The sequence below is a fragment of the Massilia sp. Leaf139 genome (genome assembly GCF_001424165.1).
GTDB lineage: Bacteria > Pseudomonadota > Gammaproteobacteria > Burkholderiales > Burkholderiaceae_D > Telluria.
Window position 1 is genome coordinate 360,313 of sequence record NZ_LMOJ01000025.1, and the last position, 24,603, is coordinate 384,915.

Here is a 24,603-nt window from a genome sequence, read left to right on the forward strand (position 1 = left end):
CTCAGAAGCAGTGTTCCGGCGCCGGGAAGCTGCCGTCCTTCACGCCGCCGACATAGGCGCGCACGGCGCCTTCGATGCTGGTCTGCCCCTCCATGAAGTTCTTCACGAACTTCGCCTTGTGGCCGGGGAAGACGCCCAGCATGTCGTGCATCACCAGCACCTGGCCCGAGCAGTCGGGGCCGGCGCCGATGCCGATGGTCGGCACCTGCAGCAGCTCGGTGGTCGCCTTGCCCAGCGCGGCCGGCACCGCTTCCAGCAGCACGATCGCCGCGCCTGCAGCCTGCAGGGCCAGCGCATCGTTTTTCAGGCGCTCGGCGCCCTCATCCGTCTTGCCCTGCACCTTGAAGCCGCCCAGCGCATGCACGAATTGCGGGGTCAGGCCGATGTGGGCGCAGACCGGGATGCCGCGCTCGGTCAGGAAGGAGACGGTGTCGGCCAGCCAGGCGCCGCCCTCGATCTTGACCATCTGGGCGCCGGCGCGCATCAGGGCGGCCGCGCTTTCGAAGGCGATTTCCCTGGTGGCGTAACTGCCGAAGGGCAGGTCGGCCACCAGCAGGGCGTTCTTGTTGCCGCGCGCGACCGAGGCGGTGTGATAGGCCATGTCGGCCAGGGTTACCGGCAGCGTCGAGCTGTGGCCGGCGCAGACCATGCCGAGCGAATCGCCGATCAGCAGGATGTCGACGCCGCTGCGATCCATCAGCGAAGCGAAGCTGGCGTCATAGCAGGTCAGCATGGCAATCTTGGTGCCGGCTGCGCGCATCGCCTGCAGCGCGGGGATCGTGACGGCCTTGGGCGTGGTTTTCACCGGTGCCGGCGCATCGCCGCCCGTCATTTCCTTGCCCTGCAAATAAGCGCTCATGGTGATCCTTTTGAAAACAATTCATTCGACCGGTTAGTGTAATCCGGCCTAAAAAAACCTGCCGAAGGAGGCAATTTTAGCTACGGAAAATAAAGTACACCGCGCCCACCAGGCACAGCGCCGCCCACACGTAGTCGAGTTTAAAAGGCTGGTTCATGTAGAACATCGCGAAGGGCACGAACACAGTGAGGGTGATCGCTTCCTGCATGATCTTCAGTTGCGCCAGGCTGTACTGGGTGGCGCCGATGCGGTTGGCCGGCACCTGCAGCAGGTATTCGAACAAGGCGATACCCCAGCTGACCAGCGCGGCGATGTACCAGGCGCGGTTGTTCAGGCTTTTCAGGTGCCCGTACCAGGCGAAGGTCATGAAGATGTTCGACAGGACGAGCAGGCCCGCGGTCTGGAAGAAAACGGGAATCTGCATGATTTACGTGTCGAGGCGGACGACGGCCTGGTCGGTCACGCTTGCCAAAAAATCGGCGGCCAGGCCGCGGCCCGGGATGATGGTTTCCGGGGCGATTTCCAGCAGCGGCGCCAGCACGAAGGCGCGTTCGTGCATGCGCGGGTGCGGCACCGTCAGGGCGGGCATGTCGATGGTCTCTTCGCCATACAGCAGCAGGTCGAGGTCGAGCGTACGCGGGGCGTTCAGGTAGGGCCGTTCGCGCCCGTGGGCGTGTTCGATGGCGTGCAGGGTGGCCAGCAGGACGTGGGCATCGAGGTCGGTATCGATCAGGGCCACGGCGTTGATGTAGTCGTCGCCCGAGGCGTCGACCGGCGCGGTGCGCCACAGGCTCGATGCCGCCACCATGCGGCAGCCGGACTGGCGTCCCAGGCGCGCCAGGGCGTCGAGCACGTTCTCGCGCGCGTCGCCCAGGTTGGCGCCGATGCCGATCAGGGCGATCATTCCTCGCCCGCGCCCGCGCTGGCGGCCGCTCCTGCACCTGTACCTGAGCTTGCACCGGCGCCTTCGCCGCCACGGTTGCGCGCACCGCGGCGCGGCGCACGTTTCTTCTTCTCGCCGCTCGGGGCAGGGCGGTTGGCCTGGGTTACCAGGCGTTCGCGTTCGCCCGCCTCGGCTTCATAGAAGGCCGTCCACCACTCGCCGATTTCCATCTCGAGCTCGCCCGATGCGCAGCGCAGCAGCAGGAAATCGTAACCGGCGCGGAAGCGCGGATTCTCCAACAATTTGTAGGGCGCCTTGCCGTTGCGGCGCTCGAAGCGCGGCTGCATGGCCCAGATGTCGCGCATGTCGGTAGCGATGCGGCGCTGCAGGGCCAGGTTTTCGGTTTGCGTGTCGAGCACGGCGTCGGCGGCCAGGTGCAGGGCCGGGATCGGCGCTTCTCCGGCGGCGCGGTAGGCCGTCCACTTTTCCAGCACCTGGTGCCACAGCAGCGAGGCGAACAGGAAGCCCGGCGACACGCCCTTGCCGGCCTTCACACGCGCATCCGTGGATTCCAGGGCCAGGGTGACGAACTTCATGCCGATCGGCTGTTCCAGCACCACGTCCAGCAGCGGCAGCAGGCCATGGTGCAGGCCGGCCGAACGCAGCTCCTTCAGGCAGGCCAGCGCATGGCCCGAGAGCAGAAGCTTGAGCATCTCGTCGAACACGCGCGCGGCCGGCACGTTGTCGATCAGCGGCGCCATCACGGGGATCGGCGCGCGCGTGGTCGGCTCGATGGTAAACCCGAGCTTGGCGGCGAAGCGCACCACGCGCAGCATGCGCACCGGGTCTTCGCGGTAGCGCGCTTCCGGCACGCCGATGATGCGCAGGGTCTTTTCGCGGATGTCGGCGATGCCGCCGTGGTAGTCCAGCACCGTCTGCGTGGCCGGATCGTAGTACATCGCATTGATCGTGAAGTCGCGCCGTTCGGCGTCTTCGTGCTGGGGGCCGAAGTTGTTGTCGCGCAGGACGCGGCCGTGTTCGTCCTTCGGGGCGTTGTTGCTGCCCTTGCCGCGGAAGGTCGTCACTTCGAGCAGCTCCTGGCCGAACATCACGTGCACGATCTGGAAGCGGCGGCCGATGATGAAGGCGCGCCGGAACAGCTTTTTCACCTGCTCGGGCGTGGCGTCGGTGGCGATGTCGAAGTCCTTCGGTTTCACGCCCAGCAGCAGGTCGCGCACGGCGCCGCCGACGACGAAGGCCTTGAAACCGGCTTCCTGCAGGGTTTGGGTGAGGCGGATCGCGTTCGGCGACACCAGCTTCAGGTCGATACCGTGTTCCTCCTTGCCGAGGATGTGCGGCTCGGTCGGATCGCGCTCGTCTTTCACGCCAAGGATTTTACGAATGAATTTTTTAATCATTGAAGAGATGGAGTAAAGGCCAGCCCTGGGCCTGGGCATGGCTGGCGAGCACGGCGCTCGGGTTGGTCGCAACCGGGTGCGACACCACCGAGAGCAAGGGAAGGTCGTTGTGCGAATCGCTGTAGAAATACGACCGCTCGAAGCTGGCGAACGAGCGTCCCAGTTCCGCCAGCCAGGCGTGCATGTGCACCACCTTGCCCGGCCCCGAGGTCGGCGTGCCGGCCAGCTTGCCGGTCAGGCGGCCGTCGGCGTCGTATTCCGGCATCGCCGCGATGTGGTGTTCGACGCCGAAGATGCGGGCAATCGGCGCGGTAATGTAGTGGTTGGTGGCGGTGATGATGGCCACCAGGTCGCCGGCGTCCAGGTGGCGCTGCACCAGCGCGCGCGCCTGGGGGCGGATCGCCGGCTCGATCACTTCTTCCAGGTAGCGTCCGTACAGCGCGTCGAGCGCGTCCGGCGCGAAACCGGCCAGCGTGCCGAGGGCAAATTCCAGGTACTCGACCGGGTCGAGCACCCCCGCCTGGTACTGCCTGAAAAAATCTTCGTTGCGGCGCTGGTAGGCGTCGCCATCGACGGCGCCGACGCGCACCAGGAACTGGCCCCACTCGAAATCGGAGTCGATGGGCAGCAGCGTGTGGTCGAGGTCAAACAGGGCGAGGTTCATTGTCTTGGTTCCGGCGGCGTGGAGTCCGGCATGGCGTCCGTCGGCGGATGCGACAGCAGCAGATCGCGCAGCAGCGGCAGCGTGACCGGGCGCTGCGTCTCGAGCGAATACTGGTCGAGGGCGTCGAGCATCGTCGCCAGCGAGCGCATGTCGCGCTTGAAGTGGGAGAGCAGGTAGGGTAGCACGCTGGCCGACAGCGTCAGGCCGCGCGCTTCGGCCGCCTGGGTGAGCGCGGCGATCTTCTGGTCGTCGGACAGGCCGTGGATCAGGTAGATCAAGCCCCAGCCCATGCGCGTGCGCAGGTCTTCGCGCACCGGCAGCACGGCCGGCGGCACCGGGCCGGTCGAGACCATGTAGGCGCCGTGCTCGCGGATCTGGTTGAACAGGGCGAAGGCATCGATCTGGGCCGCGGCCGGGAGGCGGTCGCAATCGTCCAGCAGGTACAGCGAAATCTCGGGCGAATATACGAACTCGCTGCTGGCGGCATCGGCCGCGATGTAGCGCGAGTTCGGGGTGGCGGCCAGCGCCTGCAGCAGGTGGGTCTTGCCGGCGCCGGTGTCGCCCCACAGGTAGGCGAAATGCTCGCGCGAAGCACGCTGCGCGAACTGATGCATCAGGTGCGCCAGTTCGGCATTTTCCCCGACCTGGAAGGTATCGAGGCTGTGCGCCGGCTCGGCGCCTAAATCGAGCACCAGCTGTTTCATGGCAATCGATTCATCCTGGAAGTGTCATACAAGGGATACGCATGCTGCATTATAGATGCGCTTGCGCCAGTGCCGCCGGGAGTGCCGGCGCGGGGGCTGGCGAGATGGGCTCCGGAGGGCGGGAATGAGGGCATCTTTTTATTGTTATCTCGGTTGACGAACTTGGGGCCGGGCCGTTTTGTTAAAATAGCGGATTGACTGGAATCAGTACTGAATTCAGTTTGCGCTTTCTATTTTACCGCCTCCGCTGCCAAATACCATGAGCCAACCATCTAATGTTTCCCTCTCCTACCGCGACGCGGGTGTCGACATCGACGCCGGCGACGCCCTGGTCGAAGCAATCAAACCGTTTGCCAAGCGCACCATGCGGGAAGGCGTGCTCGGCGGGATCGGCGGTTTCGGCGGTCTCTTCGAGATCAGCAAGAAGTTCAAGGAGCCGGTGCTGGTGTCCGGCACCGACGGCGTCGGCACCAAGCTGAAGCTGGCATTCGAGCTGAACCGTCACGACACGGTCGGCATCGACCTGGTCGCGATGAGCGTGAACGACATCCTGGTGCAGGGCGCCGAGCCGCTGTTCTTCCTCGATTACTTTGCCTGCGGCAAGCTCGACGTGGCGACGGCCACCGCCGTGGTCAAGGGTATCGCCGAAGGCTGCGAACAGTCCGGCTGCGCGCTGCTGGGCGGCGAGACGGCCGAAATGCCGGGCATGTACCCGGACGGCGAATACGACCTGGCCGGCTTCGCCGTCGGCGCCGTGGAAAAATCGCTGATCATCGACGGCAGCAAGATCGCCCCGGGCGACGTGGTGCTGGGCCTGGCTTCGTCGGGCATCCACTCGAACGGTTACTCGCTGGTGCGCAAGATCATTCAGGTGGCCAAGCCGGATCTGGAAGCCGATTTCCACGGCCGCAAGCTGTCGGACGTGCTGATGGCGCCGACCCGCCTCTACGTGAAACCGCTGCTGGCGCTGATGGCGGCGATGGAAGTGAAGGGCCTGGTGCACATTACCGGCGGCGGCCTGGTCGAAAACATCCCGCGCGTGCTGCAAGACAATCTGACGGCTGTGCTCGATAGTAAAGCGTGGACGATGCCGCCGCTGTTCCAGTGGCTGCAACAGCATGGCGGCGTGGCTGACGCCGAGATGCACCGCGTGTTCAACTGCGGCATCGGCATGACCGTCATCGTGTCCGCCGAAAACGCGGACGCGGCCATGGCCCAGCTGCAGGCGGCCGGCGAGACCGTGTACCGCATCGGCGAGATCCGTGCCCGCGAAGAGGGGCAAGCGCAGACCGTGGTGCTGTAAGCGCCGCGCTCGCACGCAAACAAAAGGCGCCCCGCGGGGCGCCTTTTTCATTTCAAACCTCAGCTGCTCAGTTCACCTTGGCGCCGCTGCCGATGTGCTGGTCGAGGAATTTCTCGACCCGGCCCCAGAAATTGACGCGGTTTTCCGGCAGGCTCCAGCCGTGGCCCTCGTCGGCGTACTCGATCCATTCGACCTGGCTGTTGTGCGGTTTGACGGCGTCGAGGAACTTGCGGCCGTGGTAGATCGGCACGCGGCGGTCGGCCGTGCCGTAGGCCAGCATCAGCGGCGCCTTGATGCGCGCGGCCTGTTCGATCGGGGAGGTCGCTTTCAGCTGCGCCGCATCCTTGAGCTGGTCGCCGATCAGATCCGGCATGCCGTACTGTTTCCACTGGTCGTTCATGTCGGAGGTGAAGCTCCAGTGGCCGTCGTAGAGCAGGTTGATGTCGGTGACGCCGGCCCAGCTGATGCCGCACTTGAACAGGTCGGGATCGTTGACCAGGCCCATCAGCGTGGCATAGCCGCCGTAGCTGGCGCCGGCGATGCAGATCCGCTTCGGATCGGCGACGCCTTGCGCGATCGCCCAGCGCGCGCCGTCGGCGATGTCGTTCTGCATGGCCAGGCCCCATTGCTTCCAGCCGGCGCGGTAATGCTTGTCGCCATAGCCGGTGCTGCCGCGGAAGTCGGGTTCGAGCACCGCATAGCCGCGCGAGGCCAGGAACTGGGTTTGCCCGTTCCAGCCCCAGTGGTTGCCGCGCACATAGGGGCCGCCGTGCACCAGCACCACCAGCGGCGCGTTCTTGGCGCCGCCTGCCGGCAAGGTCAGCAGGGCCGGAATCTCCATGCCGTCGCGCGCCTTGTAGCGCACCGGATCCTGGCGTCCCATGCGGCGCGGATCGATGCCGGGATAGGCGTCGCCGACCTTGTCGAGCGCGCCGGTCTTGAGGTTGTACAGGTGATAGCTGAGCGGACGCACGTCCGAATACGAGCGCACCAGCACCCATTCCGTGTGGTTCTCGGACGGGAAAGACACCAGGTTGATCAGGCCAGGCAGGGCCTGATCCAGCTTTTTCTGGGCGGCGTCCATGGCCGGGTCGAACCAGACGATGCGCTCGGCATCGGTGCTGACCCGCACGCCCAGCACCTTGTCGCCGCTGCGCACCAGGGAGCCGTCGAAGTCGTAGCCGGGCGCGACCATCAGCGGCTCGGGCTGGAGCTTGCCGGTGGCCAGGTCGACGGCGAAGACACCGGTTATATCGCTCTTGTCGTAGGCGGTCGCATACAGGGTGCCGTCGCCGCCGAAGCCGATCGGCGTGAAGGCGCCCTTGCCGCCTTTATAGGTGGAGAAGGTGCTCAGCACGCGCCACTGCCCGGTCGCCGGATCCAGGTAATGGATGGTGGTGACCCCTTCCTCGCTGCCCATCGCCAGGCGCGGTTCGCCCTTGTGGTCGAGCATCCAGCCGCTTACCTTGCCCGGACGCTGGATGGTCTGGCTCGCGCCGTTCAGCGTGTTCAGCCGCAACAGGTTGACGGCGCGCAGATCGCCGGTATCCCGGTGGTTCTGCTTGAAATCGGCGCTCTGGACATAGATGAAATCGGAATTCTGTGCGCCGCGCGTCTCGAGCATCCTGGTATGCCAGGGCAGGATCTTGCGGTCGATGTTGGAACCGCTGGTGACGGAGACGCCCTGGCGGTGCGCCAGCTGGCGCAGGTTGCCGCCGTCGCGGTCGACCGCGAACAGGCCTGCCGCCAGGTTGTCGCCACCGACGGCGATCTGGCGGTCGGTCAGGTCGTACACCAGGCGGCCATTGTTGACCCAGTCGAAGTGGCGCACGTCGGCGTCCTTGTAGCCGGCCACCAGCTTCGCCGATTTTTGCTGCAGATCGATCACGACCAGGTAGTCGCGCCGGCCGGGGGCGCCGGACAAGGCAGCCAGGTAGCGGGCGTCGGGCGACAGCTTGGCATCGGCCAGCACCGGATTGATGAAGAAGCGCTCGATCGGCGGCAGCGCCGCGGGATCGGTCGCGGCCGAAGCAGCGGCAGCGGCATGGACGGGCGCGTGATTGGCAAGGCCGGCGCAGACCAGCAGCGCCAGAGCCAGGCTGGTGCGGCGCGTAAAATTACCCAGGATCATGTGTTCTCGTTCAGGTTATTGTTGTGATGCAAGCATAGCAGGCGCGGGTTTGCGCAAAACTATCGAAATGTCACCACGGCAACGATTCACGCCCGCTCCAGATGCAGCACTTCTTCATGGCGAAGGACGCAATCAGTGCTGCGCGCCGCTGCCGATATGCTTGTCCAGGAATTTCTCGACCCGGGTCCAGAAGTCGATCCGATTCTTGGCCAGCCGCCAACCGTGGCCCTCGTCCTCGTATTCGATCCATTCGACTTGCTTGTTATGCGGCTTGACGGTGTCGAGGAACTTGCGGCCGTGGTAGATCGGTACGCGGCGGTCGTTGCTGCCGTAGGCCAGCAGCAGCGGCGCCGTGATGCGCGCCGCCTGCTGGATCGGCGAGGTCGCCCTCAACTGGAGCGCGTCCTTGACCTGGTCGCCGATCAGATCCGGCATGCCGTACTGCTTCCACTGGTCGGACAGGTCGGACAGGAAGCTCCAGTGGCCGTCGTACATCAGGTTGATGTCGGTGACGCCGACCCAGTCGACGCCGCACTTGTACAGATCCGGATCGTTCACCAGGCCCATCAGCGTGGCGTAGCCGCCATAGCTGGCGCCGGCGATGCAGATGCGCTTTGGATCGCCATAGCCCTGGGCGACTGCCCAGCGTGCGCCGTCGGCGATGTCGTCCTGCATCGCCAGTCCCCATTGTTTCCATCCGGCCTTGAAGTGGGCGGCGCCATAGCCGGTGCTGCCGCGGTATTCCGGTTCCAGCACGGCATAGCCGCGCGAGGCAAGGAACTGGGTTTCCGGATCCCAGCCCCAGGTCGTGCCGCGCACGTAGGGGGCCGCCGTGCACCAGCACCACCAGCGGCGCATTCTTCGCGCCATTGGCGGGCATGGTCAACAGCGCCGGGATCTCGCGGCCATCGCGCGCCTTGTAGCGCACCGGCGTCTGGCGGCCCATCTGCCTGGGATCGATGCCGGGATAGGTGTCCCCGACCTTGTCGACCTCGCCCGACTTCAGGTTGAACAGCGTGTAGAAGGGCGGGCGCACGTCCGAAAACGAGCGCACCAGTGCCCAGTCGGTGTGGTTGCCGGTCGCGAACGACATCAGGTTGATGGTGCCCGGCAGCGCAGCGTCGAGTTTTTTCTGCGCCTCCTGCATCGCCTTGTCGAACCAGACGATGCCGTCGGCATCGGTACGCAATTGCACGCCCAGCAGTTTTTCGCCGCTGCGCACCAGGGAACCATGGAAATCGTAGCCCGGCGCGGTCACGACCGGGTTCGCGCTGAGCGCGCCGGTGGCAAGGTTGACGGTGTATACCGACGCGGTATCCTGGTTCTTATTGCTCGTCACATACAAAGTGCCGTCGCTGCCGAAACCCAGGGGGGGTAAATGCACCCTTGCCGCCGCCGTAAGTCTGGTAGGTGGTCAGCACCCGCCATGCCGAGGTGGCCGGGTCGAGGTAATACACGGTGGTGACACCCTTTTCGCTCGCGCGAGCAAGACGCGGCTCGCCCTTCTGGTCGAGCGTCCAGTCCGTTACCCGGGCGGGACGCGGGACGACCTGGGAGACGCCGGTGACGGTATCGAGTTTCAGCAGGTTGACGTAGCGCAGTTCGAAGCCGTGGTCTTCCCACTCGTAGCTCTCGACGTAGATGGCGTCGGAATTCTGTGCGCCGTGCTGATCCATCAGAAAGGTGTGCCATGGCAGCATCTTGCGTCCCATGCGCGAGATCCCTTCCGAGATGAACGCGTCGCGCCGGTCGGCAAGCTGGCGCAGCTTGCTGCCGTCGCGGTTGACCGCGTACAGGCCGGCCGCCATGTCCTGCGCGCCCGGTGCTACCGCGTGATCCGTCACATTGAAGACCAGGCGCTCGTCGTTCACCCAGGTGAACTGCTGGATGTCGACGTCGTTGTAGCCCGCGACCAGCTTGCCCGTCTTGGCCTGCAGGTCGATCACGACCAGGTAATCGCGGCGGCCGGCGGCACCCGCAATCGCCGCCAGGTAGCGCCCGCTCGGAGAGAGCGCGGCGTCGGCCAGCGCAGGGGTGGCGAAGAAGCGCTCGATCGGGGGCAAGGGGGCCGGCTGCGGCGCAGCGTGCAGCGGCGCCGCTGCGCACAGGAACAGCGCCAGCATCGCAGCGAGCGGGCGCAGGGAAATTCGTTGGGGCATGGGGTGTGCTTGCAAAGGTGGATCGTCGAACCGGCCTGCCGGCCGCAGCTGGCAAGCATAGCCGGAACGGCATGCCCCAAAACTATCCAATTCTCACAGATGCGCCGGCGGCAGGGCGGGATGCAGCACTTTCGCCACGCGCGCGCCGCGCAGCCGGAAGGCGTCGGGCATGCCGGAGCCAAGGAGGGGCCGCAGATACAGGCGGAAGGCGTCGGTGACGTCGGTGCCGCTCGCGCTGATGAAGGCGTCCTCCATGGTGCGGGTCTTGCCGGCCACCTGGTCGAGCGGCAGCAGTTCGTAGTCGACCGAATAGAAGCCGGTGCGGCGGATGACGACCGAGCCGTCGGCATCGCCCCACATCGCGAATTGCACCGCCTTTTCGCCGACCTCGCGCGCCTCGCGCTGGTCGACGTCCGACACGCAGCCGATGAAGGAGCGCTGCAGGTAGCCGAAGGTGTCGCCGCGCACGCGCTTGATGCCGAGCTTTTCCTTGATCTCTTCGCACAGCAGGTCGGCCAGGGCCCCGGTGCCGGACAATTGCACATTGCCGTGCGCATCCTTTTCGATTTCCTTCGCCAGCAGGGTGACGATCGGCTCGCCGGCGGCGTCGTGCACGCCCTCCGAGACGGCGATCACGCAACGGCCGTAGCGGTCGTAGGCCGTCTTCACGTCGGCCAGGAAGCGCTCCAGCTCGAACACGCGTTCGGGCAGGTAGATCAGGTGCGGGCCGTCGTCGGGGAATTTTTTACCCAACGCGGAGGCGGCCGTGAGAAAGCCCGCATGCCGGCCCATCACCACGCCGACGTACACGCCGGGCAGGGCGGCATTGTCGAGATTGGCGCCGGCAAAGGCCTGGGCGACGAAGCGCGCGGCCGAGGGAAAGCCGGGAGTGTGGTCGTTGCCGACCAGGTCGTTGTCGATGGTCTTCGGGATGTGGATCGAGCGCAGCGGATAGCCGGCGGCGCGCGCCTGTTCGCTGACGATGCGCACCGTGTCGGCCGAGTCATTGCCGCCAATGTAGAAGAAATGTTCGATCTCGTGGGCGCGCAGGACGTCGAAGATGCGCGTGCAATAAGCGGTATCCGGCTTGTCGCGGGTCGAACCCAGGGCTGAGGAGGGCGTGGCCGCCACCAGTTCGAGGTTGTGGCTGGTTTCCTGGGTAAGGTCGAGAAAGTCTTCGTTGACGATGCCGCGTACGCCATGCAGGGCGCCGTAGATGCGGTTCACGTTGCGAAAGCGCCGCGCCTCCAGGGTCACGCCGACCAGCGACTGGTTGATGACGGCGGTCGGGCCGCCGCCTTGTGCAACGAGGATTTTGCCGGATGACATGGAATCTCCTATACGCAATGGGCGATGGGGCGCATTTCGTAGGGTGGGCTCAGGAGCCCACCCTACAACACCGAAGCCAGCATAGCACCGGCACCCGAGCGCAGCCATGCAGCCCGGATAGCGTCGCTTTTTTGTTACTCCGGCGCCCGGATATAGTCCACCAACGCATCGCTGGCACGTGCCGGCGGCGCCGTTAGCAGGCTGGCCACCGCCACCGCCAGCATCCCGGCCGGCACGCCGAAGATCCCGGCCGACATCGGCGCGATATCGAACCAGGCGGCGTCCATTTGCCCACCGAGCATCGGGTGCACGCGGATCATGTAGTACAGGCAGACGAGAAAGCCCACCGCCATGCCGGCGATCGCCCCGGCGTGGTTGGCGCGCTTCCAGAACACGCCCAGCACCAGCGGCGGGAACAGCGTCGAAGCGGCAAGGGAAAAGGCGGCGCCGACCAGCGACAGGATGTCGGCCGGCTTTTGCGAGGCGGCGTAGGCGGCGATGAAGGCGACGGCCAGCAGCAGCAGTTTCGAGATCGTCACCCGTTTCTGGGTCGAGGCGCCGGGGTCGACGATCTTGTAATACACGTCGTGCGAGAGCGCGTTCGAGATCGCCAGCAGCAGGCCGTCGGCGGTGGACAGGGCCGCCGCCAGGCCGCCGGCCGCGACCAGGCCCGAGATCACGTAGGGCAGGCCGCCGATTTCCGGCGTGGCCAGCACCAGCACGTCGCCGTCGATGGCGATTTCCGCCAGCTGCACCAGGCCGTCGCCGTTGATGTCGGTCACCTGGATCAGGGGATTGACCTTGTCGATGTTGGCCCAGTACGAAATCCAGGTCGGCAGCGAAGAAAAATCGCTGCCGACCAGGCTCGTATAGATGTCGTACTTGGCCAGTACGGCCAGCGCCGGGATGCTCAGGTAGATCAGGAGGATGAAGAACAGCGTCCAGAACACGGAGACGCGCGTCTCGTGCACCGAGGGCGTGGTGTAGGAGCGCATCAGGATGTGGGGCAGGGCGGCGGTGCCGAACATCAGGCAGAAGACCAGGGCCAGGAAATTGTTGCGGCGCGCATTCGATTCGTCCTCGGTGGCGCCGGGGAAGGGGGTGGCGTGCGGCTGCGGCGGCTGGGCCCGCGCCAGCAGGCGCGCGCGCTGCTCGCGCCACAGGGTTTCGGCATCGTCCGCCGTCTTCGGGTAGGCCGCCAGGGCGCGTTCGGCGCTGCGCACGTCGGCCAGCGAAACGTTGCGCAGGCGCGCCGTGTCGAGGCGGCGCTGGGCCTCGAGTTTTCCTTGTTCCCAGGAGGCCGGCAGGCCGGCCAGGCGCGCGCCATAGGCATCGGCCTGGCGCTGGAAGCTGGCGCGCACTTCCTGCTCGCGCGGATCCGCCGCCAGCTGCGCTTCGCGCTGGGCCAGTTTCGGCAACACCGAACCGTAGGCGACCTGCGGTAGCGGATTGTCCGCGTGCTTGGCCGAGAGCCACATGGTCGGAATCAAAAACGCGACCAGGATGATGATGTACTGCGCCACCTGCGTCCAGGTGATGCCGCGCATGCCGCCCAGGAAGGAGCAGACCAGGATGCTGGCCAGCCCCAGGAAGATGCCGACCGAGAAATCGACGCCGGTAAAACGCGAGGCGATCAGGCCGACCGCGTAGATCTGCGCCACCACGTAAACAAAGGAGACGATGATGGTCGCGCCCACGGCCAGCGCGCGCACCGGCCCGCCGCGCCCGCCCACGCCGCCGCCATAGCGCACGGCGAGGTAGTCGGGAATCGTGTACTGGGCAAACTTGCGCAGGTAGGGTGCGATCAGCAGGGCGACCAGGCAATAGCCGCCCGTCCAGCCCATGATGTAGGCGAGGGCGTCGAAGCCGGACAAATACAAGCCGCCGGCCAGGCTGATGAAGCTGGCCGCCGAGATCCAGTCGGCGGCGGTGGCCATGCCGTTGAACAGGGCCGGTACCCGGCGTCCGGCGACGTAGTATTCGGTGACGTTCGAGGTGCGGCTGACCACGCCGATGGTGGCGTACAGCACGATGGTGGCGAACATGAACAGGTGCCCGATCCAGAGGCGCGGCATGCCCTCGTTTTCCAGGATCGTCAGGGCCAGCAGGAAGCCGGCGAAGCAGACGCAAAACCAGGCGTAGTAGCCGGACAGGCGCCGGAAATACCGTTTTTGGTTGCTCATCGGGCCGACTCTGCGGCAGGCTCGAGCGCGCGTGCGTACTGGCGGTCGAAGCGGCGCATGCGCCAGGCATAGACTCCGATAATCGCCAGGCAGATCAGCGCCGCTCCTTGCGCCGCCATGTAGAACGACAGCGGCCAGCCGAACAGGGTGATGTCGGCCAGTTCGCGTGCGAAATACACGGTGCAAAAGCCCGTCGCCAGCCACAGCGCCAGCAGCACGAAAGTGAGGCGGCGCGTCTGGCGCCAGTGCGCGGTGCGCGCGGCCAGCAAGCGGCGCTGCTGTTGCTGCTGCTCGAAGGAGGGCGAAGGCGTGGAGTCAGAGGGCATCGATGGCGTCGTTGACAGGTGGCGGGAAGGTCAGCCGGAACAGGCTGCCCGGGAATTTCGCGGAATGGCTGCGCGGGTTATTGAAGATGTCGACCTCGGCGCCATGCTGCCCTGCGATCTCGCGCACGATGGCCAGCCCCAGGCCGCTGCCCGGCGTGTTCGAGCCGAGGATGCGGTAGAAGCGTTCGAACACGTGGGCGCGCTCGTGCGGCGCGATGCCGGGCCCGGTGTCTTCGACCTCCAGCAGCGCCTGTTCGCCGTCGCGCCGCACCCGCACCGTGACGCTGCCGCCGGCGGGCGTGTAGCGCAGCGCGTTGTCGATCAGGTTCGACAGCAGTTCGCGCAGCATCAGGGCGTTGCCGGCGATGCGCACGTCCTCGTCCTGGGCTTCGTAGCCGAGGTCGATACGGTGGGCGAACGAGGCCTGCACCCAGTCCTGCACCACGCCGCGCGCCAGGCCGGCCAGGTCGATTTCCTCGAAGGCGAGGCCCGCATGCGGCTGGTTTTCCGCGCGCGCCAGGGCCAGCAGCTGGTTCACCAGGCGCGTCGCCGACTCCGAACTTTTCGCCAGCTGTTCGAGCGAACGGTGGATCTCGTCGGGATTTTCCTGGCGCAGGGCCAGCTCGGACTGCATGCGCATGCCGGCCAGCGGCGTCTTCATCTGATGCGCGGCATCGGCAATGAAACGCTTCTGCATGTCGATGGTCTGCGAGAGCCGCCCCAGCATGTCGTTCAGGGAGCCGACCAGGGGAGAAATCTCCTCGGGTACCTGGCGCGAGTCGATCGGCGACAGATCGTCCGATGGGCGGGCGCGGATGCGCTCCTGGAGTTCCGCCAGCGGAGACAGCCCGCGCGAAAGGGCGAACCAGACCAGGGCCAGGATGATCGGCAGGATGATGAACTGGGGCAGGATCACGCCTTTGATGATCTCGTTGGCGAGCATGGCGCGCTTGTCGAGCGTTTCCGCCACCTGCACCAGGGCCTTGCGCGGAAAGGCGGGCGAGGCGCTGTCGGGCGGCGCCAGCGGATCGAGGTTGATGTACAGGTAGGCCACGCGCAGCGGATTGCCATGCAGGACGGCGTTGCGGAAGTGAACGGCGCCGTCCTTGTCGCCATCGGCCCCGCTGTCGTCATCGCGCGGGCGCGGCAATTCGCGGTCGCCGTCGACGTGGCGTCCGGCGGCATCGAGTACCTGGAAATACACGCTGTCGATGTCGTCGGCGCGCAGGATGTCGCGCGCGCTGGCGGGCAGGCGGGTATCGATGGCGCCGTCGACTTCGCGCACCTGCTGGGCCAGCACGGTCACCCGGTCTTCCAGCGCATGGTCGAACGGTTGATTGGCGATCGATTTCGCGACCAGATAAGTGATCGCGATGCTCATCGGCCACAGCAGCAGCAAGGGCGCCAGCATCCAGTCGAGGATCTCGCCGAACAGCGAATGCTGGATGTTTTCTTCCGGCTCGGGATTGGGCGGGACGTAGAGCGGCTCGGGCAAGGCGGCGCCAGGAGCGTCGAGCGCGGTCAATCCGGCATCGCGTTCGTTCACTTGTGCTCGACGGCCTGCTCGCTGGCGGCGCCAGCCCGGCCGGCGTCGGAGTATTTTTCCAGGCAATAGCCCAGGCCGCGCACGGTGGCGATGCGCACGCCGCCGACCTCGATCTTCTTGCGCAGGCGGTGCACATACACCTCGATGGCGTTGTTCGACACTTCTTCGCCCCACTCGCACAGGTGGTCGACCAGCTGCTCCTTCGACACCAGGCGCCCGGTGCGCGCCAGCAAAATCTCGAGCAAGCCGAGTTCGCGCGCCGACAGGTCGAGCATCTGGTCGTTGATGTAGGCGCTGCGCCCGACCTGGTCGTAAACCAGCGGGCCGTGGCGGATCACGGTGGGGCCGCCGCCGGCGCCGCGCCGGGTCAGCGCCCGCACCCGCGCTTCCAGCTCGGACAGGGCGAAGGGCTTGGCCATGTAGTCGTCGGCGCCCAGATCCAGGCCCTCGACGCGCTGCTCGACCGAGTCGGCCGCCGTCAGGATCAGCACCGGCAGCAGGGAGGAACGCGCGCGCAGGCGGCGCAGCACTTCCAGGCCCGACATTTTCGGCAGGCCCAGGTCGAGAATCAGCAGGTCGAACTCCTGGGTGGAGAGCGCCGTGTCGGCATCGGCGCCGTTGCGCACATCGTCGATCGCATAGCCGGACTGGCGCAACGAGCGCGTCAGCCCGTCCGCGAGTACGCTATCATCTTCCGCAAGCAAAATTCGCATAAGATCACCCTGTTATCGATTAGACCTCCCGGCTACCCCTGAGGTTGCAAAAAAAATCTTCCATGGCGGCGTTGCCTCGTCTCGCTGTACCAAAGTAATGTGTTCGACGACGCGTCTCGCCCTGGAGTTTTTTTTACAACCTCATTGTGTTTGATTTGGCGCAACAATGCGAGTCTTCTTCGACAGATGGGCAACAGCGGGGGCACGTCGCGCTTGCAAAAACCACTGGATTTATATACAGTAGTACCCTTGTAAAGCGTGAGGGTGCCCACACCTTGGTACCTCCAAGACTAAGAGAAAATTATGGACGACAAAAAAGTAGTACACAACGCTGCTGAAAAAGGTAAAGCACTGGCCGCCGCCCTCGCGCAAATCGAAAAGCAGTTCGGCAAGGGTTCGGTCATGCGCATGGACGCCAACATGCCAGTCGAAGAGGTGCAAACCGTTTCGACCGGTTCGCTGGGCCTGGACATCGCACTCGGCGTCGGCGGCTTGCCGCGCGGCCGTATCGTGGAAATCTATGGCCCGGAATCGTCGGGTAAAACCACGCTGACGCTGCAGACCATCGCGCAGATGCAAAAGCTGGGCGGCACCTGCGCCTTCATCGACGCCGAGCACGCGCTCGACGTCGGCTATGCGCAGAAGCTGGGCATCAAGCTCGACGAGCTGCTGATCTCGCAGCCGGACACCGGCGAACAGGCGCTCGAAATCACCGACGCACTGGTGCGTTCGGGTTCGGTCGACCTCGTGGTCATCGACTCGGTGGCGGCATTGACCCCGCGCGCCGAGATCGAAGGCGACATGGGCGATTCGCTGCCAGGTCTGCAGGCACGTCTGATGTCGCAGGCGCTGCGCAAGCTGACCGCCTCGATCAACCGTACGAACACCCTGGTGATCTTCATTAACCAGATTCGTATGAAGATCGGCGTCATGTTCGGCAGCCCGGAAACCACGACCGGCGGTAACGCGCTGAAGTTCTACGCCTCCGTGCGTATGGACATCCGCCGTACCGGCTCGATCAAGTCGGGTGACGAGGTGATCGGTAACGAAACCAAGGTCAAGGTCGTCAAGAACAAGATCGCGCCACCGTTCCGCGAAGCGCACTTTGACATCCTCTATGGAGAAGGCACTTCCCGCGAAGGTGAGATCCTCGATCTGGGCGCCGACAACAAGATCGTGGAGAAGTCCGGTTCCTGGTACAGCTATAACGGCGAACGTATCGGCCAGGGCAAGGACAACGCCCGCCTGTTCCTGAAGGATCGCCCAGCCCTGGCGCGTGAAATCGAGAACAAGGTGCGTGCTGCCCTCGGCGTGCGTGAGTTGCCGCCGGTGGCAGCCGATGCCGCCGCCGCTGGCGACGACAAGGCGCCGAAGCTGAAGGCCGTGTCGGAGTAATCGGAGCGGGCCTGGCTTGTTGCTAAGCTCGGCCATCCGATGAGCTGTATCCATGCGCCAACCAGTATTAAGCCTGAAAGCCCGAGCCCTGCGCTTCCTCTCCATGCGGGAGCACAGCCGGCTCGAGCTCAAGCGCAAACTGGCGCGCCATGCCGAGGAAGGCGACGACATCGACGCCCTCCTCGATTTCTTAGAGAAGAACAACTGGCTGTCGCAGGAGCGTTTCGCCGAATCGCTGATTCATCGGAAAGCTTCGCGTTACGGCAATAGCCGCGTCATGGCCGAGCTGCAAAGCCACGGCGTGAACGGCGAGGCGCTGGCCGAGCTGAAACCCGGCCTGGCCGAAAGCGAGACGGCGCGCGCGGTCGAAGTCTGGCAGCGCAAGTTCGGCACCGTCGCGCAAGACGCGGCCGAGCGCAGCAAGCAGATGCGTTTCCTGATCGCCCGCGGTTTTTCCAGCGGCGCCGTGCGTACCGCCCTCAAGGGCGCGCCCGAGGACGACGACTTTTAAGTGAAAGCGAGGCCGTCGCCGCCTTGTTCCTCAGCCGTCGCAAGCCTGCTTCCCCACTGATCTATTTCCCCAGGCGCCAGCGCGGAGCGCCATCCGGTGATATGCGGCAGCATATTCCTCAACTCCGGATGACGCCCCCCGCTGGCGCTTGTTTTGCCAAAATAGTTGCCAACATGAAAACACTGCGCGCCTTCGTTCCCCTTGTCCTGCTTGCCGCCTGTGCTGCACCTCCTGCCGATCCGATTGGCCGGTACCGGCTCGATACGGCGGACAAGACGCTGGTGCTCGACGTACGTGCAAGCGGCGATTACGTGCTCCAGATCGACGGCCCCGACAGCATGACCGACGAAATCCGTGGACGCTGGACGGATGAGAAGGGAACGTCGAAGGATGCCGGCTTCCAGGGAATCGTCTGGCATGGCAGCGCACCCGAGGGTGGCAAGGGTTGGTGGCTGGTCTCGTTCGAAAGCGATGGCGGCATCTGCCTCGACGGGGAAGGCCTGGTTTGTTTCGTCAAAGACGGCACGACCTGATCCGCACAGTGCGTGAGCCGGTGTCATACGCGTGGGTTCTAAAGTAAAACCCTAGTGTGGCCCGGTGTTGGCCCAGATGGTGGGCAGGCGGTCATATTGTTCCAGCCACAGAACCAGCTCCGGATCGAGCCAGCCAATGACCTCCATCCCTTTTGCGTGCATAGCGATCAGAGAAGGCGTCAGCCACAATAGCTGCTCATGATGAAACACGCGGTTACGCAAATCGCATATCTGGTTCAAGGCTGACGAGATGGTATGCCGCTGTCGTTCTGCTTTCGGGCAGCGCGGAAAGACCAGGCGGAGATCCTTCCACAGCACCGTTTGAAAGATACCGTTGAAAAGCGAGCTCCAGAAGCCGAAGGCCAGCTCTGCCACAACTTTATCCGGTGTCGCTGTTTCCGCCCGGCGTTGCAGCTTGTTCTTTGCATTGGCTACCTCTTTGGTTTGCCAGGCAAAGACTTGATCCCCTGACCATGCTTCCCACCAGTCGGCTCGCTTGTACAGCGCCGACATGCGGCGGTGAATGCCATTTCTGAGTGCAATCTCCAAGACGCCGAGCATTGGCATCATGGCTTCTGCCAACAGCATGTTGTTCACATATGCCGAGGCAGCTTTTGCCTCATCGCCGCCGCAGAAAGCACGATACCGACCTAAGCGAGCAGGGGAAAAGTGGCGTTCGAGGTCAACCCAGTTCATTGCCCATCTTTTTTGATCATTAGAGCGCCCAATGATATACTGTGCCTGCAGCCCTAGGCTAAGTCCTCTCCCAGCCACCATACTGGTGATGACACTAGGTTAGTTTTGGCCCCGCTCTGCGGGGCCACCCAGATTTCAGACGAACCCGCCTACCGGCGGGTTCGTCGTATTTGGATCGAATTTCTGGAAGGACTGTGACTCGGCATTCGCCAGCTGAATACACTTCAGTCCACTCCCTGCCTTTTCGGCTGCTACCATGTTGCAGTGCAACCCGCCCCCGCGTGTGCTAAACTTTCACGGTTTAAGCAGCGCCGCATGAGCGGTTGTTGCCGCAGAAGCTGCGGCAACGTGCATCAGCACACCGGCTGCCCCATTGATTGCCGCCTTCACCGGCACCCGTTTTTTATGCCTTTGTCCACTCCCGCCCCGCGCTCCCTGCGGCACACTCGCGCCATTACTGTCGAAGCCTATGCGCGCGACGATGGCCTGTGGGATCTTGACGCACGTATCCGCGACATCAAGGCACGCGACATCGTCCTGGCATCCGGCAATCGTCCGGCGGGCACGGCCGTGCACGACCTGAGCCTGCGCATTACCATCAACCGCGATCTCGAGATCGTCGACGCCGAAGCCGCGTCCGACTCGGTGCCGTATTCGGGGCATTGCGACACCATCGGCCCGGCCTACAAGAAGCTGATCGGGCTCTCGCTCGCCAAACATTTCCGGTTGCACCTGAAAGACCGCCTCTCAGGCGTGCTCGGCTGCACCCACCTGACCGAACTGGCGCAGGTTTTGCCCACCGCGGCAATCCAGGCCTTCGCCGATGACGAATTCGAGATTCGCAACGCCGCCAACGATGGCGATGCTGTGCGTCCGTATGAAATCGACCGCTGCCACGCGCTGCGCGCCGACGGCCCCGCTGTGGCAAAGTATTACCCGCGCTGGGTAATCAAGGCCGTACAGGGTTGAGACCGATGTCGAAGTTGTTCAATTAAACCTATCTAAATCAGTAATAGAAGAAGGGAAGCCAGCATGAAAATCCATGAGTATCAGGGCAAAGAAATCCTCCGAAAGTTCGGAGTGACGGTTCCGCGCGGCATTCCGTGCATGTCGGTCGACGAGGCCGTCAAGGCAGCTGAAGAGCTGGGCGGCCCGGTCTGGGTGGTCAAGGCCCAGATCCATGCTGGCGGCCGTGGTAAAGGCGGCGGCGTGAAGGTTGCCAAGTCGCTCGAGCAGGTCAAGGAATACGCGGAACAGATCATGGGCATGCAGCTCATCACGCACCAGACCGGCCCGGAAGGCCAGAAAGTGCGCCGCCTGCTGATCGAAGAAGGCGCCGACATCAAGAAAGAACTGTACGTGTCGATGGTCACCGACCGCGTCACCCAGAAAGTCGTGCTGATGGCCTCGTCGGAAGGCGGCATGGACATCGAAGAAGTCGCGCACAGCAACCCTGAAAAAATCCACTCGATCGCGATCGACCCATCGGTCGGCCTGACCGACGCCGAAGCGGACGACATCTCGACCAAGATCGGCATCCCTGCCGAATCGCTGGCCGAAGCGCGCCAGAACCTGAAAGGCCTGTACCAGGCGTACTGGGACACCGATTCGTCGCTGGCCGAAATCAACCCGCTGATCCTGACCGGCAACGGCAAGGTCATCGCCCTCGACGCGAAGTTCAACTTCGACGCCAACGCCCTGTTCCGCCAGCCGGAAATCCTGGCCTACCGCGACCTGGACGAAGAAGATCCAGCCGAAGTCGAAGCCTCGAAGTTCGACCTGGCCTACATCTCGCTCGACGGCAACATCGGCTGCCTGGTGAACGGCGCCGGCCTGGCCATGGCCACCATGGACACCATCAAGCTGTTCGGCGGCGAGCCGGCCAACTTCCTGGACGTGGGCGGCGGTGCGACGGCTGAGAAAGTCACCGAAGCATTCAAGATCATGCTGAAGAACCCTGGCCTGAAAGCCATCCTGGTCAACATCTTCGGCGGCATCATGCGCTGCGACGTGATCGCCGAAGGCGTAATCACCGCATCGAAGGCCGTCTCGCTGAAGGTGCCGCTGGTTGTCCGCATGAAGGGCACCAACGAAGACCTGGGCAAGAAGATGCTGGCCGACTCTGGTCTGCCGATCATCGCCGCCGATACGATGGAAGATGCAGCCAAGGCCGTCGTCGCCGCTGCAGCTGGTAACGCCTAATTCGAAGGAATAAACAAATGTCGATCCTGATCAACAAAGATACAAAAGTCATCACCCAGGGTATCACCGGCAAGACCGGTCAGTTCCATACCCGCATGTGCCGCGACTACGCGAACGGCAAGGCCGCTTTCGTTGCTGGCGTGAACCCGAAGAAAGCCGGCGAAGACTTCGAAGGCATCCCAATCTACGCCAACGTGTCGGAAGCCAAAGCCGCCACCGGCGCCACCGTGTCGGTCATCTACGTCCCGCCGGCAGGCGCGGCCGCTGCGATCTGGGAAGCTGTCGAAGCCGACCTGGATCTGGCGATCTGCATCACCGAAGGCATTCCTGTCCGCGACATGATGGCCCTGAAGGATCGCATGGCCAAAGCCGGTTCGAAGACCCTGCTGCTGGGCCCGAACTGCCCAGGCCTGATCACCCCGGACGAAATCAAGATCGGCATCATGCCAGGTCACATCCACCGCAAGGGCCGCATCGGCGTCGTCTCGCGCTCGGGCACCCTGACCTATGAAGCAGTCGGTCAGCTGACCGCACTGGGTCTCGGTCAGTCGTCGGCAGTCGGCATCGGCGGCGACCCGATCAACGGTCTGAAGCACATCGACATCATGCGCATGTTCAACGAAGATCCTGATACCGACGCGGTCATCATGATCGGCGAAATCGGCGGTCCGGACGAAGCCAATGCCGCGCATTGGGTCAAGGACAACATGAAGAAGCCGGTCGTCGGCTTCATCGCCGGTGTCACCGCGCCTCCGGGCAAGCGCATGGGCCACGCCGGTGCGCTGATCTCGGGCGGCGCCGATACCGCGCAAGCCAAACTGGACATCATGGAAGAGTGCGGCATCAAAGCCACCAAGAACCCATCGGAAATGGCACGCCTGCTGAAGGCCATGCTGTAATCCGGACAGTTCTTGTTCTCTAAAGAGGAGCCTGCGGGCTCCTCTTTTTTTATCCGTGCGAATCGCGGCGCCCGATGTGGCACCAAAAATTGTTTCCGCATGGACAGAAAATGCGTAGTGGGTGACAAAAATTGTCAGGCCAGATCTCGGCAATGACGCATTTTGTCGGTTTTGTTGCCCAGTAACTAACAAAAGCAAGTAATTCCAGTGGGAAATGACCTGGCACGGCGCTTGCAATAAGGGATACGTGGCACGAAGCAGTACCCGAACAGACAACCCAACACCTACCCCTGGAGATTCACCATGAAATCGATGAAAATTGTTAAGAAAGCACAATCCGGCTTCACCCTGATCGAACTGATGATCGTCGTTGCGATCATCGGCATCCTGGCAGCCGTCGCTATCCCTAACTACCAGAACTACACCGCCAAGTCGAAGTTCAGCGCTGCGCTGGCTGAAGTGTCGGGTGGCAAAGTCGGTTTCGACGCCAAGCTGAACGATGGCGAAACCGTCGCCAAGCCAGAAGATGTCGGCCTGGCCGCAGAAGCCAGCCCAACCGCTAACTGCAAATTCAAGGCCGCTGCTGATTCGCTGACCTGCACCATCGTCGCCGGCCCAGCGAGCGTGAGCGGCCAGGACATCGTCCTGACCCGTGCTGCTGACGGCGGCTGGAGCTGCAAGGCAGCGACCATCGAGTCGAAGCTGATTGGCAAAGGCACCTGCGTCGGCAAGACGTAATCGGTTGAACTGACCGCCTGACCTGATGTAATAAAAACCCCGCTTCGGCGGGGTTTTTGTTTTGGCTGCGCCGCCTCAATCGTGCGCCGGCGGCCACGGTTATCGTTCCGGACTCTTCAACCACCGGAGAATCACCGTGACATGCGTGCAAGTTGTAAAGAAGGAAGCCGGCTTCACCCTGGTCGAGCTGATGATCGTCGTCGCCATCATCGGTATTCTGGCAACGGTCGCCGTCCCGACCTATCAGGACTACATGGCGAAATCGAAGTTCGGCGTGGCGCTCACCGAACTGTCGGCAGGGAAGGTCGGCATCGACATCAAGCTGATCGACGGCGAAACCGTCACCAAGCCCGAAGAGGTCGGCCTGGCCGCCGCCGACAAGCCCACCGCCAACTGCAAGTTCGGCGCCACCGCCGGCCCCGACGCCACCAGCCTGACCTGCGACATCGTCGCCGGCCCGACCAGTGTCAAGAACCAGACGATCACGCTGACGCGCGACATGGCCACCGGCGCCTGGAGCTGCAGTGCCGCCACCATCCCGCAAAAGCTGATCGGTTCCGAAGGCGTGTGCAAGGGCAAGGCCGGGTGAGCGCAGGCGCCACAAAAAGCAAACCCCGCATTCGCGGGGTTTATTTTATTGAGCGTCTGCGCGCCGGTTCATACAATCTTTTGCCGGTCGGCCAACAACGCCTCGTAGGTCATGTTCTGCAGCAGCGTGTAGTGCACCGGATCGAGATCGATGAACTGCATGCCATAGGTGCACAGCTCGCTGTCGTCGGGCGCCCTGGTCACGTTCACGTTGCGGATCGCCGCACGCGCCGCGATGCGCACTTCCTGGTCGTCGGGCGGCGCCTTCAGCGAGAACTGCAGGCCGATCTGCTCCTCGTCGGCCGGCAGGCGGTTCGGCGAGACGACCAGCGCGCCGCTTACCGACAGGTTCAAAATCGTGCAGGCCAGCGGTTGGCCGTGGGTGCCGCTGCCGGACAGCGCCGCCGGCAAGTCGACCTTGACCCGCATCGCCGTGCGCAGGCTGGTACCCTGCACCGAGGTCGGGAACGAAACGTGGACATAGAACAGCGGCCGCCCGAACACCCGCTCGACCGTGCAGGCGAAGGAGCAGACCTTGATGCCCGAGAACACGCGGATCGTCAGGCGCTCGCCTTCGGCCAGGGCGATCGGCGCGCCGCTTTCCATCGGAATCTTGAGGATAATGTACTCATCCTTGACATAGCCGATCAGGCTCGAGAAATACTGGACGGGCTTGACGCGGCGATGGGTGATGAGCTGCAGGCGCGTGCCGACCTGGAGATTCATCATCTCGAAATCGACCTCCTGGGGCTTGAGCTCGTTCGCCTGTACGGCCTGCATGGTATCCGTTCCGGGTAAGGGGCCGGTATTTTACCATTCAGGG

At 64.0% G+C, this 24,603-nt stretch carries 26 protein-coding genes; 10 read left to right on the plus strand and 16 right to left on the minus strand.

The window, feature by feature from the left end; all coding sequences use genetic code 11:
- Position 1: 1 nt before the first annotated feature.
- The 6 genes from panB to hda all read right to left on the minus strand — a co-directional run bounded on the left by panB (position 2) and on the right by hda (position 4,528).
- Complete coding sequence (panB, locus tag ASF77_RS19380) at positions 2–859, minus strand: 3-methyl-2-oxobutanoate hydroxymethyltransferase (protein ID WP_082493910.1); 858 nt, start codon at positions 857–859, stop codon at positions 2–4.
- Positions 860–935: 76 nt separating this feature from the next.
- Positions 936–1,283, minus strand: a complete 348-nt coding sequence (locus ASF77_RS19385) for a DMT family protein (RefSeq protein ID WP_056343166.1) — start codon at positions 1,281–1,283, stop codon at positions 936–938.
- Between the two features lie 3 nt (positions 1,284–1,286).
- The gene (gene folK / locus ASF77_RS19390) at positions 1,287–1,763 is read right to left on the minus strand and encodes a 2-amino-4-hydroxy-6-hydroxymethyldihydropteridine diphosphokinase (protein ID WP_056343169.1); all 477 of its coding nucleotides are present in this window, start codon (positions 1,761–1,763) and stop codon (positions 1,287–1,289) included.
- A complete protein-coding gene (gene pcnB, locus ASF77_RS19395) occupies positions 1,760–3,160 on the minus strand; it encodes a polynucleotide adenylyltransferase PcnB (RefSeq protein WP_056343172.1) in 1,401 nt (466 codons plus the stop codon). Before pcnB ends, folK begins: the two co-directional genes overlap by 4 nt.
- The gene (locus tag ASF77_RS19400; RefSeq protein ID WP_056343175.1) at positions 3,153–3,824 is read right to left on the minus strand and encodes an HAD family phosphatase; all 672 of its coding nucleotides are present in this window, start codon (positions 3,822–3,824) and stop codon (positions 3,153–3,155) included. The genes pcnB and ASF77_RS19400 overlap by 8 nt, the downstream gene beginning before the upstream one ends.
- The gene (gene hda / locus ASF77_RS19405) at positions 3,821–4,528 is read right to left on the minus strand and encodes a DnaA regulatory inactivator Hda (RefSeq protein ID WP_056343178.1); all 708 of its coding nucleotides are present in this window, start codon (positions 4,526–4,528) and stop codon (positions 3,821–3,823) included. Before hda ends, ASF77_RS19400 begins: the two co-directional genes overlap by 4 nt.
- A gap of 259 nt (positions 4,529–4,787) precedes the next feature.
- Between hda and purM the strand changes: the two genes are divergently transcribed.
- Positions 4,788–5,831, plus strand: a complete 1,044-nt coding sequence (gene purM / locus ASF77_RS19410; protein WP_056343181.1) for a phosphoribosylformylglycinamidine cyclo-ligase — start codon at positions 4,788–4,790, stop codon at positions 5,829–5,831.
- 67 nt (positions 5,832–5,898) lie between these two features.
- On the opposite strand, the gene ASF77_RS19415 is transcribed toward purM, so the two are convergent.
- Positions 5,899–7,962 carry a S9 family peptidase gene (locus ASF77_RS19415; protein ID WP_082493911.1) on the minus strand — a complete coding sequence of 688 codons (2,064 nt, stop codon included), beginning with the start codon at positions 7,960–7,962 and terminating at the stop codon, positions 5,899–5,901.
- A gap of 132 nt (positions 7,963–8,094) precedes the next feature.
- A complete protein-coding gene (locus ASF77_RS25000) occupies positions 8,095–8,820 on the minus strand; it encodes a S9 family peptidase (RefSeq protein WP_229445500.1) in 726 nt (241 codons plus the stop codon).
- On the opposite strand from ASF77_RS25000, the gene ASF77_RS25005 reads away from it, so the two are divergent.
- A complete protein-coding gene (locus ASF77_RS25005; protein WP_229445501.1) occupies positions 8,795–9,340 on the plus strand; it encodes a hypothetical protein in 546 nt (181 codons plus the stop codon). The genes ASF77_RS25000 and ASF77_RS25005 overlap by 26 nt on opposite strands.
- Here ASF77_RS25005 and ASF77_RS25010 read toward each other — a convergent pair.
- From ASF77_RS25010 to ASF77_RS19445, 6 genes are all read right to left on the minus strand, one after another.
- Complete coding sequence (locus tag ASF77_RS25010; RefSeq protein WP_229445502.1) at positions 9,288–10,121, minus strand: hypothetical protein; 834 nt, start codon at positions 10,119–10,121, stop codon at positions 9,288–9,290. The two genes, ASF77_RS25005 and ASF77_RS25010, sit on opposite strands and share 53 nt — an antisense overlap.
- Positions 10,122–10,214: 93 nt before the next feature.
- Positions 10,215–11,450, minus strand: coding sequence for a 6-phosphofructokinase (locus tag ASF77_RS19425; protein ID WP_056343183.1), 1,236 nt, complete (start codon positions 11,448–11,450; stop codon positions 10,215–10,217).
- Positions 11,451–11,584: 134 nt separating this feature from the next.
- Positions 11,585–13,633 carry a sodium:solute symporter family protein gene (locus ASF77_RS19430; protein ID WP_056343186.1) on the minus strand — a complete coding sequence of 683 codons (2,049 nt, stop codon included), beginning with the start codon at positions 13,631–13,633 and terminating at the stop codon, positions 11,585–11,587.
- The gene (locus tag ASF77_RS19435; RefSeq protein ID WP_082493912.1) at positions 13,630–13,959 is read right to left on the minus strand and encodes a DUF4212 domain-containing protein; all 330 of its coding nucleotides are present in this window, start codon (positions 13,957–13,959) and stop codon (positions 13,630–13,632) included. Before ASF77_RS19435 ends, ASF77_RS19430 begins: the two co-directional genes overlap by 4 nt.
- The gene (locus ASF77_RS19440; RefSeq protein WP_082493913.1) at positions 13,949–15,505 is read right to left on the minus strand and encodes a sensor histidine kinase N-terminal domain-containing protein; all 1,557 of its coding nucleotides are present in this window, start codon (positions 15,503–15,505) and stop codon (positions 13,949–13,951) included. The genes ASF77_RS19435 and ASF77_RS19440 overlap by 11 nt, the downstream gene beginning before the upstream one ends.
- Positions 15,502–16,218, minus strand: a complete 717-nt coding sequence (locus ASF77_RS19445; RefSeq protein WP_056343189.1) for a response regulator transcription factor — start codon at positions 16,216–16,218, stop codon at positions 15,502–15,504. The genes ASF77_RS19440 and ASF77_RS19445 overlap by 4 nt, the downstream gene beginning before the upstream one ends.
- A 303-nt stretch (positions 16,219–16,521) precedes the next feature.
- Between ASF77_RS19445 and recA the strand changes: the two genes are divergently transcribed.
- The 3 genes from recA to ASF77_RS19460 all read left to right on the plus strand — a co-directional run bounded on the left by recA (position 16,522) and on the right by ASF77_RS19460 (position 18,657).
- On the plus strand, positions 16,522–17,613 hold the full coding sequence (recA, locus tag ASF77_RS19450; RefSeq protein ID WP_056343192.1) for a recombinase RecA: 1,092 nt from the start codon (positions 16,522–16,524) through the stop codon (positions 17,611–17,613).
- Between the two features lie 52 nt (positions 17,614–17,665).
- Entirely contained in the window at positions 17,666–18,124 is a 459-nt protein-coding gene (gene recX, locus ASF77_RS19455) for a recombination regulator RecX (RefSeq protein WP_056343195.1), read from the plus strand.
- 173 nt (positions 18,125–18,297) lie between these two features.
- Complete coding sequence (locus tag ASF77_RS19460) at positions 18,298–18,657, plus strand: hypothetical protein (RefSeq protein WP_156648947.1); 360 nt, start codon at positions 18,298–18,300, stop codon at positions 18,655–18,657.
- 51 nt (positions 18,658–18,708) lie between these two features.
- On the opposite strand, the gene ASF77_RS19465 is transcribed toward ASF77_RS19460, so the two are convergent.
- Positions 18,709–19,353 (minus strand): Abi family protein, encoded by a 645-nt coding sequence (locus ASF77_RS19465; protein ID WP_056343203.1) that lies wholly within the window; start codon positions 19,351–19,353, stop codon positions 18,709–18,711.
- 405 nt (positions 19,354–19,758) lie between these two features.
- On the opposite strand from ASF77_RS19465, the gene ASF77_RS19470 reads away from it, so the two are divergent.
- The 5 genes from ASF77_RS19470 to ASF77_RS19490 all read left to right on the plus strand — a co-directional run bounded on the left by ASF77_RS19470 (position 19,759) and on the right by ASF77_RS19490 (position 23,781).
- A complete protein-coding gene (locus ASF77_RS19470) occupies positions 19,759–20,322 on the plus strand; it encodes a DUF2889 domain-containing protein (RefSeq protein ID WP_056343206.1) in 564 nt (187 codons plus the stop codon).
- Between the two features lie 63 nt (positions 20,323–20,385).
- On the plus strand, positions 20,386–21,555 hold the full coding sequence (gene sucC, locus ASF77_RS19475) for an ADP-forming succinate--CoA ligase subunit beta (protein ID WP_056343209.1): 1,170 nt from the start codon (positions 20,386–20,388) through the stop codon (positions 21,553–21,555).
- Positions 21,556–21,572: 17 nt separating this feature from the next.
- A complete protein-coding gene (gene sucD / locus ASF77_RS19480; RefSeq protein ID WP_056343211.1) occupies positions 21,573–22,454 on the plus strand; it encodes a succinate--CoA ligase subunit alpha in 882 nt (293 codons plus the stop codon).
- A gap of 312 nt (positions 22,455–22,766) precedes the next feature.
- The gene (locus ASF77_RS25020; RefSeq protein ID WP_056344164.1) at positions 22,767–23,192 is read left to right on the plus strand and encodes a pilin; all 426 of its coding nucleotides are present in this window, start codon (positions 22,767–22,769) and stop codon (positions 23,190–23,192) included.
- Between the two features lie 145 nt (positions 23,193–23,337).
- Complete coding sequence (locus tag ASF77_RS19490) at positions 23,338–23,781, plus strand: pilin (protein ID WP_056343212.1); 444 nt, start codon at positions 23,338–23,340, stop codon at positions 23,779–23,781.
- 68 nt (positions 23,782–23,849) lie between these two features.
- Here ASF77_RS19490 and ASF77_RS19495 read toward each other — a convergent pair whose 3' ends face one another.
- The gene (locus tag ASF77_RS19495; protein WP_056343213.1) at positions 23,850–24,560 is read right to left on the minus strand and encodes a flagellar brake protein; all 711 of its coding nucleotides are present in this window, start codon (positions 24,558–24,560) and stop codon (positions 23,850–23,852) included.
- Between the last annotated feature and the right edge of the window lie 43 nt (positions 24,561–24,603).